This is a genomic window from Thalassorhabdomicrobium marinisediminis, from assembly GCF_003072065.1.
In the GTDB taxonomy this organism is placed as follows: Bacteria; Pseudomonadota; Alphaproteobacteria; order Rhodobacterales; family Rhodobacteraceae; genus Octadecabacter; species Octadecabacter marinisediminis.
Genome location: NZ_QCYG01000005.1, coordinates 215,608 through 233,126, shown reverse-complemented (window position 1 = coordinate 233,126; position 17,519 = coordinate 215,608). Strand labels below are relative to the sequence as shown.

Below are 17,519 nucleotides of genomic sequence, written 5' to 3'. Positions count from 1 at the left end.
TGTTGTGCCGGTGCGGCGGGGCGGCTATCAGCACACCATGAGCCGCAAGCCCCCCGCCTTTGATCTGTCCACCTTTCGGGGTCGCTTGGCCGCGTGGGTCCAGTTCCTGTTCGTCGATCACCACCTGCTGCGGCTGTTCTGGTGGAACCTGCACCAGATCGCCCCCGGCGTCTGGCGCTCGAACCAGCCGGGGCCGCGCAGGCTGGCCCGCTACAAGGCCATGGGCATCACCTCGGTCGTGACCCTGCGCGCCGACAAACCCATCGCCTATACCCTGCTCGAGGCCGAGGCCTGCGCCGCGCTGGGGTTGAATTTCGTCAACCTGCGCGGGGTGACCGCACGGCGGCTTGTCGAGGCGGAGACGATCCTGCAGACCATCGACGCCATGGCGCAGGTGCCGCGCCCCTTCGTGTTCCACTGCAAATCCGGCGCCGACCGCACGGGCTTCATCGCCGCGCTGTTCCTGATCCTTGTCGAAGGGGTGCCCGTGGCGGACGCCGCCGGGCAACTGGCCGCGCGGCATTTTCATTTCAACCGCACGCGTTCGGGCGTGCTGGACCATATTTTCCGGGTTTATCTGCGTGACGTCGAACCCGGCGGGCAGGGGTTCCGCAACTGGCTCGAGACGGGCTATAACCCCAAGATGATCAAAGCAGATTTCAATGATTGGCGCGCGGGTGCCGGAAGGTGGGCAGATTGATAATCGGACATATCGGCGCGCGCCGCGGCTCGAAGGGCGTGCCGGGCAAGAACTTCCGCATGCTCTGCGGCAAACCGCTGATCGACTGGTCACTGGACCAGCTTCTCGAAAGCCCCCGTATCGACGCCGTGGTGGTCAGCACCGACAGCCCCGAGATGTACGACCACGCGGTCGCCAAGGGTGCGCTCGACATCGGAATGCGCCCCGCCCATCTGGCCACGGACGACGCGCCGAAGTGGGGTGTCTGGCAACACTCGCTGGCCGCGGCCGAGGCGTTGGCGGGCACGGCCTCTGCCTTTGTCGATCTCGACTGCACCTCGCCCCTGCGGCTGATGGAAGACCTCGACGGCGCGATCGACCTTTTTCAGACCAAAGCGCCGGACATGGTGATGTCCTGCTGTCACGCCCGAAAAAACCCCTATTTCAACATGGTCGAGGCGGACGAGACCGGCGCCCTGCACGTCTCGAAACCGCTTCCGGGCGGGGTCTGGGCGCGGCAGAACGCGCCGGCGGTTTATGAACACGCGGCCTCGACCTATGTTCTGCGGCCCAGCTACCTGCGCGACGCGTCCAGCATCTATGAGGGGCGCGTTATCCCCTTCGTCATGCCGCCCGAGCGGTGCATGGACGTGGACGACCCGCTGGACTGGAAAATCGTGCAATTTCTGATGAAGGATCGACTGAATGGCGCAACTTGAAGGCAGAACCGTCTTTATCACAGGCTCCGGCGGGGTTCTGGGCAGCACCTATGTGCGGCGGATGCTGGCCGAGGGGGCCAAGGTCGTGGCCACCGATCTGCCGGGCCATCGGTTCGACGCTCTGCAAGAGGCGCACGGCGACAATCCGGATTTCGCGCTCTACCCCCTCGATGTCTCGTCCGAAGAACAGGTGGTCGAGATCTTCAAAACCGTTGAGGCCGACGGCTGGCAACCCAATGTCGTGCTCAACAACGCCGCCATCACCGGCGAGATGCTGATGGGCGCGGGCGCCTCCTTTCCCGACTTCGCCGACACGACGCTCGACGATTGGGAAAGGACCATGCGCACAAACCTCACCGGGGCCTTTCTGGTCGCCCGCCAGATGGACCGCGACATCGTCGGCAAACGCCCTAGCTCCCTGATCAACGTGGCGTCGATGTATGCGCTCAACGGTGCGCATCACCAGATTTATGAGGGGATGCCGTTCAAGAATTTCTCCGCCTACGGTGTGACGAAAGCGGGGATTCACGGGCTAACGGTCTGGCTTGCGGGCTATTGGGCGAAGCGGCAGGCGACGGTGAACACCATCGCGCCGGGGGCGGTTTACAACGGCCATTCGGAAGAGTTTCAACGCCGCGTGGGTGAGCTCATCATGGCCGGGCGCATGTGCGAACCTGACGAGATCGCCGATGCCATGTTGTTCCTCGCCTCCAAACAATCCGGCTATATGACCGGTGAGATTTTCAACGTCGACGGCGGGTTTGCCGCATGGTGATCGCAGTCGTCGGCGCGGGCTCCATCGGGCGGCGCCACGCGGACAACCTTGCTGCGCTGGGTGAGCCTGCGGTGCTGATCCCGTGGCGCTCCTTCGACCGGGCGGCGCTGGAAAAACGAAGTGACGTCAAGGGTATGGTCATCGCCACGGCGACGCAGGTGCGGCTTGAGCTGATCGATCTTTGCGCCGCCAAAGGCTGGCCCTTCTACGTGGAAAAACCCCTGCACTGGACCGCTCAGGGCGTGGCCGAGATCTACAACCGCGCGGGCGATCTGGCAGCGCGCTCCATGCTGGGCTTCATGGCGCGCTATCACCCGGTTGTGCAGGCATTGGCCGCGCAGGACCTCTCGGAGGTTTACGGCTTCACCTTCGAGATTGGCCACGACGTGCGCCAATGGCGGCAGAACTGGTCCTTCCCCGACAGCTACGCCGCCCGCCCGGACGGTGGCGGAGTGCTGCTTGACCTCTGCCACGAACTCGACCTTGCCCTCGCGCTGTTTCCCGGCCTCACTGTGCAGGCGGTCAGCAGCGTGGGCCACGCGGATTTCAACGGTGTCGATTTCGCCAGCCGCATCGCGCTCGCCGATCCGCAGGGGCGGGCGGGCACCGTCGCGATGGACTACCTCGCGCCGGTGAGCCAGCGCCGTTCGGACCTTGCCGGCACTGACGCCCTGCGCCGCCTTGATTTGCTGGCGGCGACGCTGACGGTGGACGGCCCCTCAGGCAGCGACACGCAAAGCTTTCCCCATGAGCGCAACGACATGTTCCGCGCCATTACCCGCGACTGGCTGAGGCTGATCGACGACCCCGACGCGAAGCTGCACCCCCTCGCGCCGCGCCTGTCGGACATGCGCGCCTCAGCGGACCTGATCGCGGACGCCTGGACCAAACGCCGCTTCACGGGCACCGCCAAGATGGCTTTCTAGCGGTCCAGCAGCGCCAACAGATCCTGCGTGATCGCCGCGACCCCCCGCGCCATGTCCGCCTGAACCGCTGTCGCGGCGGCGCGCATGTCGGCCGTGTCAGGTGACAGCACCGCCGCTGCAATCTGGTCGGACGATTGCACCAGACGCGCACCGCCACCCTCTTGCAACATCTTGTAATCCATTGCGAAATTCGCGGTGTGCGGGCCGTGTAGAACCGCCGCGCCAAGGCTGACGGCCTCCCACGGGTTGTGGCCTTCGACGGCGTCGAAGGTGCCTCCGATCAGCGCCACGGGGCAGCTGCGATACCACAGGCCCAGCTCGCCGAAGGTATCGGCCACATAGACCGCCGTGCCCGCGTCGAGCAGGGCGCCCGCGCTCCGCAAGCTGGTGCCAAAGCCCGCCGTCTGCGCCGCCTGCACGATTGCGCCCCCCCGCGTCACGTCGCGCGGCGCGATCACCAGAAGCGCGTCGGGATCCGCCGCGCGCACCGCCTGATGCGCCGCAAGGGCCAAGGGTTCATCTGCGGGGTGGGACGAGGCGAGCACCCAGCACCTGCGCCCCGCCAGGGCCGCCTCGAACGCCGTTTGCGCCCCGGGCGCCACGGCCAGGGGCGCGGCCGCCGCCTTCAACGAGCCCGAGACCTCGACCTGCGCGCGGTCCCCGACCAGCGCGCGCAGATGCGCCGCCGTGCCTGCGTCCTGCGCGTGAAGCCGGTCCATCAGCCCATACAGGTCGCCGTAGGCTCGCCCGAACCGCGCCCGCGCGCGGGCCGAGGCCTCGGTGATCCGCGCCGCCACATAGGCCTGCGGGATGCCGCGCCGGGCGAGTTCGACCGCAAGCCGGGGCCAGACCTCCTGATCGGACCAGACTGCCAGATCGGGTCGCCAATGGTCCAGAAAACGCGCCACAGGGCGCGGCAGGTCCAAGGGCAGATATTGGTGCTGCGCCCGGGGCGGCAAGTTGCGGGCAATCACCTCGCCCGAGGACCGCGCCGTTGACGTCACCAGAAACCGCAGGTCTGGCCGCGCGTCGGCCATCCTCTCGATCAATCCGCGCAGGGCCATCACCTCACCCACGCCGACGCCGTGCAGCCAGACCAGCACCCCGTCGGGCCGCACTTCCGTCGCCTCGCCCAGCTTCTCACGCCAGCGCTCGGGGTCTTCCTTGCCCCGGTCCAGCCGCCGTCGCAGCATCGGAGCAGCCAAGGGTTGCAAGGCATGGCCCGCGCCCAGAACCATGCGCAGCATCGGGCCGATCCAGGGCCGGGCGGGCCTATTGGTCATGGAACCGTTTTTGCAGATCGCCGGTCCAGAAGGCCGGATCGCTGACGATCTCGGCAAAGCGCGTCGCCGCATTGCCCTGTCCGAAGGCGTCGTGGCGCGGATAGCGTTTGCCCCATTCCTCGGCCAGAAAATCCGCGATGGCCGCGGCGTCCGAGGCCTTGACTCCGCGCAGCGACGGGGCCGCCGCGCGGTTGGTCTGCCGCGTGCCCACATCGAGCGAGGGCGTGCCCAGAAACGGTGCCTCGCGCACGCCGGCGCTGGAATTGCCGATCATGCAGGCGGCGTTCTTCATCAGTTCTGAGAAATGCGCGAACCGCATCGACGGCAGGATGCGAAACCGGTCCTTGGGCAGGTCGCCCAGCACCCCGAAAATCTCTTCCGAGCCGGGGTCGTTGTTCGGCGCGATCACCACGAAGGGTCGCCCCGACACCTCAAGTGCCGAGAACAAATCGCGCGCCTGTTGCCCCATGGTCGCGGCTTCCGAGGTGACCGGATGGAAGGCGACGATGCCGTAATCGGCCCAGGGAATCTCGTAGCGGTCGCGCACCTCGTCCAGCGTCACGCCCGAGGGGGCCGAGTGGAAATCCAGCTCGGGCGAGCCGATCACATGGATCGTCTCATGCGGCTCACCCATGGCCATCACCCGCCGCCGCGCCTCTTGCGAGCTGACGAAATGGTGGCTGGCGAGCTTGGAATTGCAGTGCCTGAAAATCTCGTCAATGGTGCCCGAGACTTCGCCCCCTTCGATATGGGCCGAGCGCACGTAGTTCGTGGCGGTGACCAGCGCGCAGGCCAACGCTTCGATCCGGTCGCCGTGGATCACCACCAGATCGGGCCGGTGCTCGGCGATGAAGTCGGAAAATCCCGTGACCGTCTTGGCCAGCACATGGTCTTGCGGATCACCCGGCCGCTGGTTGAGGTATTCATGCACCGTCACCCCCGGCACCCGCGCCACCTCTTTGCGGGTCAGCCCGTAGCGGTCGAGCATGTGCATCCCCGTCACCCAGAACGACACCGCATGCCCCGCATCCCGCGCCGCCACGGCCAAGGGTTCAAGCTTGCCGAAGTCCGCACGGGTGCCGGTGACGAAAAGGAGGGAGCGTTTCATGGGCTGTCTTTCGAAGTCGGGGGAAGGGTCAGCGCGCGGTAGGCGGCAAGCATCTCGGCGCGCAGGCGCCGGCATTTGCGGGCATAGAGTGTGCGCGACATGCGCTGGATCGGGATCAACGTCCGGTCGCCCAGCCCGTCCACGATGGTCAGCACATAGCCTGCGTCGCGGGTTCCAGTTACGACCACATTGACCAATGCCCGATCCGACACGGACAGCCCCGCCGCCTCCACCGCGTCCCAGAGCCGGACAATGGCGGCTTCAATTTCGGGCTCGTAGCCATGAGCGGTGGCATGGGCCTTCAGGTGCGGCGCCAGCGCGCCGTCGGCCCCGCGCAGGGCTTCGAACATTGCCCCCGCGCCCTGATCGGTCTGAATGAACCCCAGAAACTGCGCGCAACAGGCGGGCACCTGTCCGGTGCGCCCGACACTGGCTGCGATCTCTTCGATCTCGACCGCTGAGTTTAGAATCGTACCGAACCGCCGTTTATTCCCGCGGAACAAGTTGCGCAGCGCCGCAAAGGGTCTCGGCGCAGAGGTCCTGTGGATCTTGATGATTACCCCCTTCTGCACCGGATGGGCATAGATCAAACGTCCGCCGCCCCGGGCAAGTAGAAGATTATCCGTCAAAGGCAGGGAGGGGCGATCTAGCATCGGGTTCCTTACGCTCCACCTCGCGGGGGCGCTCTTCAAGGGTGGCAACAGGCCTTCCCCCCTGATATTGGAGAACAAACCAAGGCTCAATCTTTTTGGCGCATGGACCCGGAGTGAACGCGTATGAACCATCTTGCCTTGTCCGTGGTCATCCCATCCAAGGATCGTCCACTGATGGTGCGCCACGCGGTGCAGACCGCTCTGACACAACTTCACGATGGCGACGAGGTTATCGTCGTTGACGATGGCAGCACTTCCCCGATCGAAGACAGTTTGAATTCAGGCCTTGGCGCAGGTGCGTCCAACGTCAAAGTCCTGCGACACGCGACGCCTCAACGCTCCGCTGCCGCTCGTAACACCGGTGTTGCAGCAGCTTCCAATGACATGATCGTCTTTCTGGACGATGACGACGCATTCGCACCCGGCTACCTTGATCGCCTGCGCAACCATTGGTCCACTGCGGAGGCGGCGGATTATGGCTGTTGCGCCCGTCCGGACAAGGCCGACGGGCGAAATGCGTTCGATCCCCTGCCTGATCCGCCAGATACCAGCAGCCTGTTTCCTCTCAGCCTTGGCGTCTGGGTTCGCAAAGATGTTTTCAATAGGATCGGCCGCCTCAAACCAGCGCTCACCACCAATCAGGATACCGAGTTTGCTATCAACCTTGCCCGTAGTCCGGCGCGGGGCGTTCGGTTCTCCGGCCAAGGCGTCGTCGTCGACGCGGGCGATGCAGTCATCGACAGGCAGGCACAGGCTCAGGCGATCAACATAACCAAGAGCGCGAAGGCGCTGAGCCGCGCCGAATGTTTCGACCTGATCCTGATCTACCACGACGATTTTTTCCAAACATCCGACGGGGCCGCGCTGCAGCGTTTCTGCATCCGTCGCGCGCTTGAATTGCGGGCCAAGGGCGGCGCAGCTTTCGATCTACCCGAGCCGGTCAAACACCGTTTGTCACGGACCGATATCGCGAAATGGCAGACCTATCACGGTCTCCAGTTGGTACTGCGGCGCTTGACCCGCAAGAAAGGGGCCTCTCAATGACGCAAACGACGCCTGAAAGGGCCATCCTGTCGATCAAATGGGGAAGGGAGTTCGACCCGCAAGACCTCAACGTTCTGAAACGGGCCGCGCTCGATCATCTATCTCAGCCGGTCCGTTTCATTTGCTTGACAGATGACGGCGAAGGGCTTGACCCCGATATTGAGGTTCACCCGATCCCCGCGTTCGATTTCTACGCCGATACCCCGGGCCGGGGTGTTTGGCCGAAGATCAGCCTGTTTCACCCCGATCTCGTAGGCCTCGCCGACATTTTCCTGTTTCTCGACATTGACATGGTTGTCACCGGCCCGCTGGACGGCTTTTTCGAGGATCCCGGCCAGACCCTGCGCATGCTCAGCTGTGGGGACCGGTGGCGGCAAATGGACGAAGGCATCGAGCCACAGGCCGCCACCGCCGCGATCACCTACCGGCCAGAGCTCCACATCGGTATCTTTGAGGAATTCCAGCGCAACAAAGAACACTACACCTCGACCATCACGCTCGAACAACAGTTTGTTGGCCAGATGGCGAAGGACCTTTCATTCTATCCGGTCGAATGGGTGCAGAGTTTCAAATACCACCTGCGCCGACCCTACCTCGTTGATCTGTTTTTGCCTCCGCGCGATCCTGCGCCTTCCACGCGACTGGTTGCCTTCCACGGCTTCCCCCGGCCTCGTGCCGTGGTCGAACCCATCCAGCCATGGGCACGTCCGCCGCGTTCGGGACGCAAACCACCGAAGTGGCTCACGACTTATTGGAAGCGATACAGCCGTTAATTATATCTACGCAAGCACGTCGCGAGTTGAATAGTGCCTAGAATGCTGGCACCTCCTCAAAATCACCCCAGTCCAACTGCCGGTTCCGCGTCACCGCCACCTTCAGTGTCTTTCCCAGTACCTTGTCGAAATCGTACCCCGCAATGGGTCCCGATCCGGGACGTCGCGCCCAGATGTCGGCTTCGGTGATGACGTGGCCCGCGGGCAGGTCCGCGTCGGCCACGACGCTGGCGCGGGCGAAGCGATAGACGTCCTCTTCCGGGGCGGTGCGCTGCTTGGGGTTGTGCAGGGCGGTATGGATCTCGCGGCTGCGGTCGATCAGGTGGCGCAGCTCGGCGGGGTCCATGGAGCAGATGATATCCGGCCCCTGCCGATACCGCGTGTCGGTGTAGTGCCGCTCAAGGATGCAGGCCCCCAGCGCCACCGACGCCAGCGCCATCTCCGGCCCGATGGAATGGTCCGAAAAGCCCACGACCGCCTTGGGGAAGGCCGCTTTCAGGTCCGTGACCCCCTGCAGCGACACGATCTCGGGCGGGGAGGGGTAGAGGTTCGTGCATTCCAGCAGCGCATACTCCACGCCGCTGTCCTCAAGGATCTGCACGCTGGCGCGCACGGAGTCGATGGTTTGCATCCCCGTGGACATGATCACCGGTTTGCCCTTGCTGGCCACGTGGCGGATCAGCGGCAGGTTGTCCGCCTCGCCCGAGCCGATCTTGTAGGCGGGCACGTCCAGCGTTTCCAGAAAATCGCAGGCCGCGCGGGAAAACGGGGTCGAGATGAAGATCATCCCCAGCTCTTCGACATAGGCCTTCAGCGCGGCCTCATCCTCGCGGCTAAGCGCACAGGCCTCCATCACCTCCCAGATCGAGACATCGGCGTTGGGCGGGAAGATCTGTTTCGCCTCCTCGGTCATCTCGTCCTCGACGATATGCGTCTGGTGCTTGATCATCTCGCAGCCCGACAGGGCCGCCAGCCGTGCCATTTCCTTTGCGACCGCCAGATCGCCGCCGTGGTTGATGCCGATCTCGGCGATGACAAGGGGCGGATGTTCCGGGCCGATCTCTCGATGGGCGATTTTCATGGGGGTCTCTCCGGTCAGGGGTTCAGCGTAAGGATGCACCAGCGGCGGCGCTATTTCCAGCGGCGGTGGACCCAGAACCATTGTTCGGGGTGGGCGTTGACATGGGCCTCCAGCCGCGCGGTGATTTCACCCATCATCTGCGCGGGTGTGCTGTGGGCGATGGGCTCCTCGATGGCGATGCGGAACGACAGCCCGTCTGGCTGGCGGATGCCGAAATAGGGTACCACGAGCGTGTCCAGCTTGAGCGCGATATCCGCGACCGAAGTGGCGGTGTGCGCGGGCTTGCCCATGAAGGGGATGCGCGGGAACTTCGCGGCGCGCACGTCGAACAGCAAGGTGCCCATGCCGCCACCCTTCAACATGCGCACAAAGCCCGAGGTGCCGCGCCGCCCTTGCGGAAACACCGGCCCCGACATGGCCTGCATGTTCTTGACGTAATGGTCGTTGAAATAGGGGTTGGCGATGGGCCGATACAGCCCGCCGATGGTGTAGCCGCGCTGGGTCAGCGCCATGCGCGGGGCCTCATGATTGCCGAAATGGCCCGTCACGAACAGCACCGGACGCCCCTGTGCTTTGGCTTCGGCCACGGCCTCAAGCCCGCCGCCATAGACCTCGGCCTGCGACACTTGCTTGGCGAAATCCGCGCCGGAATAATTCTCGATCATGGTGCGGCCGAAATTGTTGCCCACCCCGTCGGCGATCCGCTTCCGCTCGGCCGGGTCCATGTCCGGCCAGATGAACTGCAACTGCTCGATGGCCCGCTTGCGATAGCCGGTCAGCGGCGACAGCCCGTGCTGGCTCAGTCGCCCGAACAGCCGCACCCGTTTGTCATAGGGCAGCGCCAGCGCAGAGCGGATGAAGCCCTGCACGATACGATCAATGACCCAATCCGTTCTGGTGGCGGTTTCCAACGTGCGCATACGGCATGGGTTTAGGCCGCGGCGCGGGCCGCCGCAAGAGTGTGCATTCGCGCACAGTCAAGGTTCACGCTGGCCCATTGTGGGCGGCAGGGCCGCTGACTAAATCTGCAGCAACGCAAAAAACACCCGGAGACAGTCCATGTCCATCAGACCCACGCTTGAGACCCGCAAGGCCGTTCCCACTATGGAAGGCGCGGGCGTTCACCTGCACCGCGCCTTCGGCTTTCAGGACCCGTCGGAGCTTGACCCCTTCTTGCTGTTCGATGATTTCCGCAACGACATCCCCGAACTGTACGAAAACGGCTTTCCGTGGCACCCGCACCGCGGCATCGAAACCATCACCTATGTGCTCAACGGCACGGTGGAGCACGGCGACAGTCTTGGCAACCGTGGCACCTTGGGGGCCGGTGACGTGCAATGGATGACCGCCGGATCGGGCATCATGCACCAGGAAATGCCGCAAGGGAACGCCAAGGGGCAAATGCACGGCTTCCAGCTTTGGGGCAACCTGCCCAGCGCGCAGAAAATGGTCGACCCGCGCTATCAGGACGTCGAGGCCAAAGAAATCCCCGAGGTGATCGACGATGACGGCACCAAGGTCCGCGTCATCACCGGCGAGTTCTGGGGCAAACGGGGGCCTGTTGACGGCATCGCCGCCGATCCGCAATACCTCGATATTTCCATGCCAGCGGGGGTGAAAAAGACCTTCAAGATCGACACCTACCGCCGCGCTTTCGCCTATGTCTTCGAAGGGCAGGCGGCCTTTGCCGACGCCTCCGCCCCCTCGGGCGTGCTGCTGGAAAAAGAGGTGATGGGCCAGGAGGTCAACATCCGCGACATGTCCGGCGACCGCACCCTGATCCGCTTTGGCACGGGCGATGAGGTCACCGTGCAAGCGGGCGAGCAGGGCGTGCGCTTCCTGCTGATCTCGGGCGCGCCCATCGAAGAGCCTGTCGCATGGCACGGGCCCATCGTGATGAACACGCAAGAAGAGTTGCAGACCGCCATGCGCGACCTGCGCAACGGCACCTTCATCAAGCCCGCCCACTAGGGCCGAGCTCATGGCGTCACCGGACACCCTTCGGTGACGCCCGGCGTTGTGCAGGATAAAAGCGACTTTCTGCCCGCTAGAACGTTAACAAAGATTGACTTTCCCGCAGCGGTTGCAATCCCCTATGCTGGTGTTGGCCCAAGTGCGCTGGTGGGCCTTGTTGGTGGGGGTGCAAATGGTTGAGTGTGAAATTCTCGTTCTGGAAGATGAGACCTTCATTGCACTGGATATCGAACTGACCCTGGCCGAAGCCGGGTTCCAGAACATATCGGTGCACACCCGCTCGGACTCGGCGCTGCAATGGCTGGCCGACGCCACCCCCCATGCCGCGTTGCTCGACGTCAATCTGGGCCAAGGGGAAACCAGCGTCACGGTTGCGACACGCCTGAAAGAGGTGGGCGTCCCCTTTGCGTTCCTGACCGGCTACAGCGATGCAACCGACGCGCTGCCTGCGGATCTGTCGGGCGCGCGCCGGATGACGAAACCCTTCGAAAGCGATGCACTGGTTGAGGCTGTCACCGCCATGATTGCGCAGACGCAGGCCTGTCCGTCGCTGGCGGACTAACCCGCACCGCGACGTGGGGCCGCGTCGCCCCCGTTAATGATACCAAGGATCGCCGCCGCCGTGCGCGCACTGGCGCCACGATGTTCAGCCATAAAGGCCTGCGCGCGCTCTGCGCTGGTCCAACTCGGGCCGCCCAGAGCATTGATCAGCGCCATACCATCGGCCACGGAGAGCGCCACCCCGGCGGCCTCGGCCTCTCGAAAGGGGAATTCGATGGTGTGGGTGACCGGGCCGGTGACAACGGGTTTGCCCAGCGCAAGGGGTTCGATCACATTGTGTGCGCCCTTGGGGTGGAAGCCCCCGCCGACCACGACGCGTTGTGCCAGCGAAAGATAGAAATACATCTCGCCCATGCTGTCGCCCAACAGCACATCCGCCCCCTTGGGCCAGGGGCTTTGCATCCGAAGCGCCGCATCAAAAATCACGCTGCGCCGCGCGATGGTCAAACCCGCCGCCTGCAACATCTGCGCCACCGCGTCGAATCGCTCGGGCGCGCGGGGGACATAGATGACCAGTGGCGGCACGGGCGCGTCTAGCAGCGCGCGAATCGTGTCGATGTAGAGCGCATCCTCCCCCTCGACCGCGCTGGCGATGGTGATCACCGGACGCGGCGGCAGGGCGGCGCGCGCGTCCTCGGCGGCCTTGAGCAGGGCCGGGGGGATCGGTTGATCGAAGCGCAGCTCACCGGTGACATGGATGTTGCCCAGCCCGATCCCTGCGAACCGTTCTGCCTGCAGGTCGGATTTCACGAAAGCCCCCGCCACCTGCGCCATGATCCTTTGTCGCAGTCGCAGCCCGCGACTGTCGCGCGCCAGCGACGGTACGGGATATTGCGCGTTGCACAGATAGAACGGCACGCCATGACGTTTCGCTGCAAGGATCATCGCCGGCCAGATCTCGATCTCCATGGTCAGGCCGATCTTCGGGCGACAGGCGCGAAAGAACCGCGCGAAGGTCCAGCCCATGTCGAGCGGCACCCAAACGCTCGCCACCTGACCCGCGGCAATCTCCGCACCGAAGACGGCCTGAGCCTCACGTCGGCCCGCCGGGGTGAAATGGGTGAAAACGACCCGCTCGCCCGCCGCCAGCAGATCCCGCGCCAAAGGCACCGCCGAACGCGTCTCGCCCAGACTGACCGCATGGATCCAGACCGGACGTTGGGGCAGGGCGTCATAGCGGCCGAACCGCTCACCCAGATGCTTGAAATACAGCGGATCGCGGCGGCTCCGGTGCCACAGATAGGCGAGCACCAGCGTCGTCAGCACCACCCAGAGCAAAGGATAAAGGGCCGAAAACGCAAACAGGATCATGCGCCTCCGGCCCTTTTTGTCATGTTCAAAGGTGTCTTAGCGACGGCGGTCGCGGCGCGACGACATCGGCTGGAAGGCCACGCCCACATGCGCCTCGCAATAGGGTTTGCCCTGCTGCACGTTCAGCCCGCAGAACCAGAACTGGTCCGTCGCCGGGTCGCCCACGGGCCATTTGCAAGTCTTCTCGGTCAACTCCATCAGGCTGATCTTCTTGGCGGTCTTCTCCACCTCGTTAACCTTGGCCAAAGCCTCGGGGCTGATCTCGTTGGCGCTGGGCTGCGGTGGCAGCGGCTGGCCGGCCGGGATGATCTGACGGCGAGCATGGGGCACCTTGGGCTGCGCAGGGGGCGAGGCGCTTTCGGTGCGCGGCTCCTGCACCTCGGCGGCCTCTTCCTCAACCTTGGGTGGCTCGGCCTCGGCCTTCTTGGGGGGTGACTTGGGCTTGGCGGGGGCCTTTGGCTTGGCCTCGGCCTTGGCTTCCGTCGCGGCGGGTTTCGCCGCCCCCGCAGGGCTTGCGCGATTGCTCAGCCCCAGCCGATGCACCTTGCCGATCACGGCGTTGCGGGTGACGCCGCCAAGCTCTTTGGCGATCTGGCTGGCGGACTGACCCTCCCCCCACATCTTCTTCAAAACTTCGACGCGTTCGTCGGTCCAGGACATAAACTTCCCCTATCTGGGTTCGCCCCATATCGCTTATGGGGTTGAGAATTCTGTAGATCCCCTATTTTAAGCACCCGTGCGGCGGATACAAGGCGCGGGCGCGCGGTAATCCCGGTCGGATATGAGTTTATTTGGTCAGATGAAGCCCGGACAGCCGCCACACCGGCGGGAACGATGAAAGGACAGGCGATGAGCGAGCAGAAACAGATGGGCGTGCGGCGCTTCGGCGCGGTAAACTGGCTGGGCACCTATACCCTGATCCGGCGCGAGGTTTTGCGCTTCATGAACGTCTGGAGCCAGACGATCATGGGGCCGCTGGTGAACGCGGGCCTGTTTCTCTTGATCTTCACCATCGCCATCGGCCCCCGGCGCGGCGATGTGATGGGCGTGCCGTTCATGGAGTTTCTCGCCCCCGGCATTCTGACGATGACGGTGATCCAGAACGCGTTTGCCAACACTTCAAGCTCGCTTGCCAGCGCCAAGGTGGGCGGCAATATCGTCGATACGCTGATGCCGCCCCTGTCCGCGGCCGAGCTTCTGGTGGGCTATCTCGGTGGCGCCGTCGCCCGCGGTCTGATCGTCGCGGCAGCGATCACGCTGGGCGCGGTCGTGTTTATCGGAATGCCGGTGGAGCACCCGATCTGGGCGCTGACCTTTGTTGTGCTGGGCTCGATCGTCATGGGCGGGCTGGGCATGATCGGCGGCATTTTCGCCAACAAGTTCGACCAGTTGTCAGCGATGACCAATTTCATCATCACCCCGCTCGCCTTCCTGTCGGGCACGTTCTATTCCATCGACGCGCTGCCGCCGCTGCTGCGCACGTTGTCGCATTGGAACCCGTTCTTCTACATCATCGACGGGGTGCGCTTCGGCACCATCGGTGTGTCGGACAGCAACCCTTGGCTGGGCCTCGGGGTGATCCTGTTCACCGCCGCCATCGTGCTGGGCATTGTCTGGCGCTGGCTGAAGATCGGCTACCGGCTCAAGACCTAAGCCCCGGCCGTTCTGCCCCGGCGTCACGTCGGGGCTTCACAGCCGCCGCTGATTGCCCTAAGGGAACCCCATGACCGCAGGTGTGACCCAGACCCGTCTCCGACGCCGACGCTGATCCGTCCCGATCCAGCGCCCGCCGTGCTGCCGGATCCTGCCGTCCCGCCCCCGGTGCCAGACACATCCATTGACACCTCCATTGACACCGGGCCCGCCCCTTGGCACCGTCCCCCGTCTCAACCGCAAAGGTTTCCCCATGATCGCTTCCGTCCTGCCCACCTATTCCCGCGCGCCCCTGACCTTCGTCAAAGGCGAAGGGGTCTGGCTGATCGAAGCGGATGGCCGACGGTTTCTTGATCTGGGCGCCGGGATCGCGGTGAACGCGCTGGGACACGCCCATCCGGCGCTGGTCGAGGCTTTGACGACGCAAGCCGGCAAGCTCTGGCACACCTCGAACCTCTATCACATCGGCCCGCAACAGGAGCTCGCCGACGCGCTGGTGGCCCAGACCTTTGCCGACACGGTGTTCTTCACCAACTCGGGCACCGAAGCCTGCGAGCTTGCGGTCAAGATGGCGCGCAAGCACCACCACGACGCGGGCCACCCCGAACGCAGCGATATCCTCACCTTCGAGGGCGCCTTCCACGGGCGGTCTTCGGCGGGCATCGCCGCAGCGGGGTCCGAGAAGATGACCGCAGGCTTCGGCCCGCTGTTGCCCGGCTTCGTGCACCTGCCCTTCGGCGACATGGACGCGCTGGAGAAGGCCGCGGCCTCGTCCACCGTGGCCGCGATCATGGTTGAACCGGTGCAGGGCGAAGGCGGCATCCGCCCGCTGGCCGACGCCGACCTCAAGGCCATGCGCGCGCTGTGCAACAAACACGGCATCCTGTTGATCCTGGACGAGGTGCAATGCGGCGTCGGGCGCACGGGCAAGCTCTTCGCCCACGAATGGGCGGGCATCACGCCGGACATCATGATGGTCGCCAAGGGCATCGGCGGCGGCTTTCCCCTGGGCGCGGTGCTGGCGACAGAAAACGCAGCCCGCGCCATGACCGCCGGCACCCACGGCTCCACCTACGGCGGCAACCCGCTGGCCTGTGCCGTGGGCTGCAAGGTGCTCGAGATCGTCGGCGACCCCGCGTTCCTCGCCGATGTGAACCGCAAGGCAGGGCTCTTGCGCCAGAAGCTCGAAAGCCTCGTCGCGGGCAATCCGGCGGTCTTCGACAGCGTGCGTGGCCTGGGCCTCATGCTCGGCCTGAAATGCACCGCCCCCAACACCGAGATCGTGCAGACCGCTTACGGCGAAAACCTCCTCACCGTGCCGGCGGCCGACAACACCGTGCGCCTGTTGCCGCCCCTGACCATCACCGACAGCGAGATCGACGAGGCCATCGCCCGGCTTGAGCGGACAGCCGTCAAGGTAGCCTTGCATGTTTGACCTGACCTTCAGACCGATGACACGGACCGATCTGCCGATGTTCCGCCGCTGGCTCGACCAGCCGCATATGGGCGGCTGGTGGGGCGACAGCGGCACCGAGGCGCGGCTCGTGGAACAGGACATGGATAAGGGCGTCGTCGACATGCGCGTGGTTGAACACGACGGCGACCCTTTTGCCTTCATTCAGGATTATAACGCCCATGCCTTCGGCGCACCCCACTACAAGGGGTTCGACAAGGACGCCCGTGCCATCGACACCTTTCTGGGCGATCCGGCCTATCTGGGGCAGGGCTACGGCGCGGGCTACATCGCCGCGCGGGTGGCGGACCTGCGCAGCAGCTATCCCGTGATCCTCACCGATCCGGACCCTGCGAACACCCGCGCCATCGCCGCCTACCGTCGCGCGGGCTTCACCCGAGGTCCCGTGGCCCCCGCCGAAGACGGCCGCCCCGTGCAGGTGATGACCTACCACTGACGCCCCCTCCTTATCGACGCCCCCTCATCTTTGCTTTTCAAATATCCCGGGGTCCGGGGCAGCGCCCCGGTCCGACAGCCAACAAGAGTTCCAGCACATGCCGCATTTTCTCGACATCCACAAAACCGACCCCACCGATCTGAGGGGCATCATCGACACCGCTGCGGCGATGAAGTCCGCCCGCACCGGCAAACCCAAGGGCACCCGCGACGCCGACCAGCCCCTGTCCGGGCAAATGGTGGCGCTGATCTTCGAAAAACCCTCGACCCGTACGCGCATCAGCTTCGACGTCGGCGTGCGCCAGATGGGCGGTGAGACGATGGTGCTGTCGGGCAAGGACATGCAACTGGGCCATGGCGAGACCATCGCCGACACCGCCCGCGTGCTCTCGCGCTACGTTGACCTTATCATGATCCGCACCTTCGAAGAGCAGACCCTGCTCGAGATGGCCGAATACGCCACCGTGCCGGTCATCAACGGCCTCACCGACCGCACGCACCCCTGCCAGATCATGGCCGACATCCTCACGTTCGAGGAACACAACGGTCCGATCAAGGGCAAGAAGGTCGTCTGGTCCGGCGACGGCAACAACGTCTTTGCCAGCTTCGCCCATGCGGCGAAACAGTTCGACTTCGACCTGACCTTCACCGGCCCCGAACCGCTGCAACCCGAAACCGCCCTAGATGGCCTTTACACCACCGAGCGTGACCCGGCGAAGGCGGTCGAAGGGGCGGACCTTGTGGTCACCGACACCTGGGTTTCGATGCACGATCCCCAGTCGGCCCGCGAACGCCGCCACAACCAGTTGCGCGGCTATCAGGTGAACCAGGGTCTCATGGACCGCGCCAAACCCGACGCGCTCTTCATGCACTGCCTGCCCGCCCACCGTGACGACGAAGCCACCTCCGAAGTGATGGACGGCCCGAACTCGGTGATCTGGGACGAAGCCGAGAACCGCCTCCATGCGCAGAAAGCCATCATGCGGTTCTGTCTGGGCGTCTGAAACGCAAGTCTCCGCCCCAGCGCGGAACGCGATTGTGCCAATCGCTACCTCCGCGTTGTCGAAACT

The 17,519-nt window shown here is 64.6% G+C and carries 19 protein-coding genes; 12 read left to right on the top strand and 7 right to left on the bottom strand.

All coding sequences use genetic code 11. The features are described from left to right. Positions 1 to 37: 37 nt before the first annotated feature. The 4 genes from DC363_RS09290 to DC363_RS09275 are packed head-to-tail and all read left to right on the top strand — an operon-like array spanning position 38 to position 3,099. Positions 38 to 700 carry a phosphatase domain-containing putative toxin gene (locus tag DC363_RS09290; RefSeq protein WP_108640870.1) on the top strand — a complete coding sequence of 221 codons (663 nt, stop codon included), beginning with the start codon at positions 38 to 40 and terminating at the stop codon, positions 698 to 700. Beyond that, a complete protein-coding gene (locus tag DC363_RS09285) occupies positions 697 to 1,398 on the top strand; it encodes an acylneuraminate cytidylyltransferase family protein (protein ID WP_108640958.1) in 702 nt (233 codons plus the stop codon). Before DC363_RS09290 ends, DC363_RS09285 begins: the two co-directional genes overlap by 4 nt. Continuing rightward, complete coding sequence (locus DC363_RS09280; RefSeq protein WP_108640869.1) at positions 1,385 to 2,173, top strand: SDR family NAD(P)-dependent oxidoreductase; 789 nt, start codon at positions 1,385 to 1,387, stop codon at positions 2,171 to 2,173. The genes DC363_RS09285 and DC363_RS09280 overlap by 14 nt, the downstream gene beginning before the upstream one ends. Further along, a complete protein-coding gene (locus DC363_RS09275) occupies positions 2,167 to 3,099 on the top strand; it encodes a Gfo/Idh/MocA family protein (protein ID WP_108640868.1) in 933 nt (310 codons plus the stop codon). Before DC363_RS09280 ends, DC363_RS09275 begins: the two co-directional genes overlap by 7 nt. On the opposite strand, the gene DC363_RS09270 is transcribed toward DC363_RS09275, so the two are convergent. Genes DC363_RS09270 through DC363_RS09260 form a run of 3 tightly spaced genes read right to left on the bottom strand, consistent with a single transcriptional unit; the run spans position 3,096 to position 6,143 of the window. After that, positions 3,096 to 4,382 carry a 3-deoxy-D-manno-octulosonic acid transferase gene (locus tag DC363_RS09270; protein ID WP_158270859.1) on the bottom strand — a complete coding sequence of 429 codons (1,287 nt, stop codon included), beginning with the start codon at positions 4,380 to 4,382 and terminating at the stop codon, positions 3,096 to 3,098. The two genes, DC363_RS09275 and DC363_RS09270, sit on opposite strands and share 4 nt — an antisense overlap. After that, on the bottom strand, positions 4,372 to 5,490 hold the full coding sequence (gene neuC / locus DC363_RS09265; protein ID WP_108640866.1) for a UDP-N-acetylglucosamine 2-epimerase: 1,119 nt from the start codon (positions 5,488 to 5,490) through the stop codon (positions 4,372 to 4,374). Before neuC ends, DC363_RS09270 begins: the two co-directional genes overlap by 11 nt. Continuing rightward, positions 5,487 to 6,143, bottom strand: coding sequence for a YrbL family protein (locus DC363_RS09260; protein ID WP_158270858.1), 657 nt, complete (start codon positions 6,141 to 6,143; stop codon positions 5,487 to 5,489). The genes neuC and DC363_RS09260 overlap by 4 nt, the downstream gene beginning before the upstream one ends. 123 nt (positions 6,144 to 6,266) lie before the next feature. Between DC363_RS09260 and DC363_RS09255 the strand changes: the two genes are divergently transcribed. Together DC363_RS09255 and DC363_RS09250 are read left to right on the top strand one after the other, a co-directional pair. Next, positions 6,267 to 7,187, top strand: coding sequence for a glycosyltransferase family 2 protein (locus DC363_RS09255; protein ID WP_108640864.1), 921 nt, complete (start codon positions 6,267 to 6,269; stop codon positions 7,185 to 7,187). Then, the gene (locus DC363_RS09250; RefSeq protein WP_108640863.1) at positions 7,184 to 7,960 is read left to right on the top strand and encodes a glycosyltransferase family protein; all 777 of its coding nucleotides are present in this window, start codon (positions 7,184 to 7,186) and stop codon (positions 7,958 to 7,960) included. The genes DC363_RS09255 and DC363_RS09250 overlap by 4 nt, the downstream gene beginning before the upstream one ends. Positions 7,961 to 7,997: 37 nt before the next feature. On the opposite strand, the gene DC363_RS09245 is transcribed toward DC363_RS09250, so the two are convergent. Continuing rightward, the gene (locus tag DC363_RS09245; protein WP_108640862.1) at positions 7,998 to 9,041 is read right to left on the bottom strand and encodes an N-acetylneuraminate synthase family protein; all 1,044 of its coding nucleotides are present in this window, start codon (positions 9,039 to 9,041) and stop codon (positions 7,998 to 8,000) included. Between the two features lie 50 nt (positions 9,042 to 9,091). Further along, positions 9,092 to 9,961 carry a lysophospholipid acyltransferase family protein gene (locus DC363_RS09240; protein ID WP_108640861.1) on the bottom strand — a complete coding sequence of 290 codons (870 nt, stop codon included), beginning with the start codon at positions 9,959 to 9,961 and terminating at the stop codon, positions 9,092 to 9,094. A 139-nt stretch (positions 9,962 to 10,100) separates the two neighbouring features. Between DC363_RS09240 and DC363_RS09235 the strand changes: the two genes are divergently transcribed. Continuing rightward, entirely contained in the window at positions 10,101 to 11,012 is a 912-nt protein-coding gene (locus tag DC363_RS09235) for a pirin family protein (RefSeq protein ID WP_108640860.1), read from the top strand. A 175-nt stretch (positions 11,013 to 11,187) separates the two neighbouring features. Continuing rightward, positions 11,188 to 11,577 (top strand): response regulator, encoded by a 390-nt coding sequence (locus DC363_RS09230; RefSeq protein WP_158270857.1) that lies wholly within the window; start codon positions 11,188 to 11,190, stop codon positions 11,575 to 11,577. Here the strand turns inward: DC363_RS09230 and DC363_RS09225 are convergent. Then, on the bottom strand, positions 11,574 to 12,887 hold the full coding sequence (locus tag DC363_RS09225; protein WP_108640858.1) for a 3-deoxy-D-manno-octulosonic acid transferase: 1,314 nt from the start codon (positions 12,885 to 12,887) through the stop codon (positions 11,574 to 11,576). The two genes, DC363_RS09230 and DC363_RS09225, sit on opposite strands and share 4 nt — an antisense overlap. A gap of 36 nt (positions 12,888 to 12,923) precedes the next feature. Further along, positions 12,924 to 13,547: a GcrA family cell cycle regulator gene (locus DC363_RS09220; protein WP_108640857.1), complete on the bottom strand. Its 624-nt coding sequence runs from the start codon at positions 13,545 to 13,547 to the stop codon at positions 12,924 to 12,926. A gap of 189 nt (positions 13,548 to 13,736) precedes the next feature. Between DC363_RS09220 and DC363_RS09215 the strand changes: the two genes are divergently transcribed. The 4 genes from DC363_RS09215 to argF all read left to right on the top strand — a co-directional run bounded on the left by DC363_RS09215 (position 13,737) and on the right by argF (position 17,453). Further along, positions 13,737 to 14,540 carry an ABC transporter permease gene (locus DC363_RS09215; RefSeq protein WP_108640856.1) on the top strand — a complete coding sequence of 268 codons (804 nt, stop codon included), beginning with the start codon at positions 13,737 to 13,739 and terminating at the stop codon, positions 14,538 to 14,540. 253 nt (positions 14,541 to 14,793) lie between these two features. Further along, on the top strand, positions 14,794 to 15,975 hold the full coding sequence (locus DC363_RS09210) for an aspartate aminotransferase family protein (RefSeq protein WP_108640855.1): 1,182 nt from the start codon (positions 14,794 to 14,796) through the stop codon (positions 15,973 to 15,975). Continuing rightward, the gene (locus tag DC363_RS09205) at positions 15,968 to 16,450 is read left to right on the top strand and encodes a GNAT family N-acetyltransferase (RefSeq protein ID WP_108640854.1); all 483 of its coding nucleotides are present in this window, start codon (positions 15,968 to 15,970) and stop codon (positions 16,448 to 16,450) included. The genes DC363_RS09210 and DC363_RS09205 overlap by 8 nt, the downstream gene beginning before the upstream one ends. A 97-nt stretch (positions 16,451 to 16,547) precedes the next feature. Continuing rightward, positions 16,548 to 17,453: an ornithine carbamoyltransferase gene (gene argF / locus DC363_RS09200; protein WP_108640853.1), complete on the top strand. Its 906-nt coding sequence runs from the start codon at positions 16,548 to 16,550 to the stop codon at positions 17,451 to 17,453. Positions 17,454 to 17,519 lie beyond the last annotated feature (66 nt).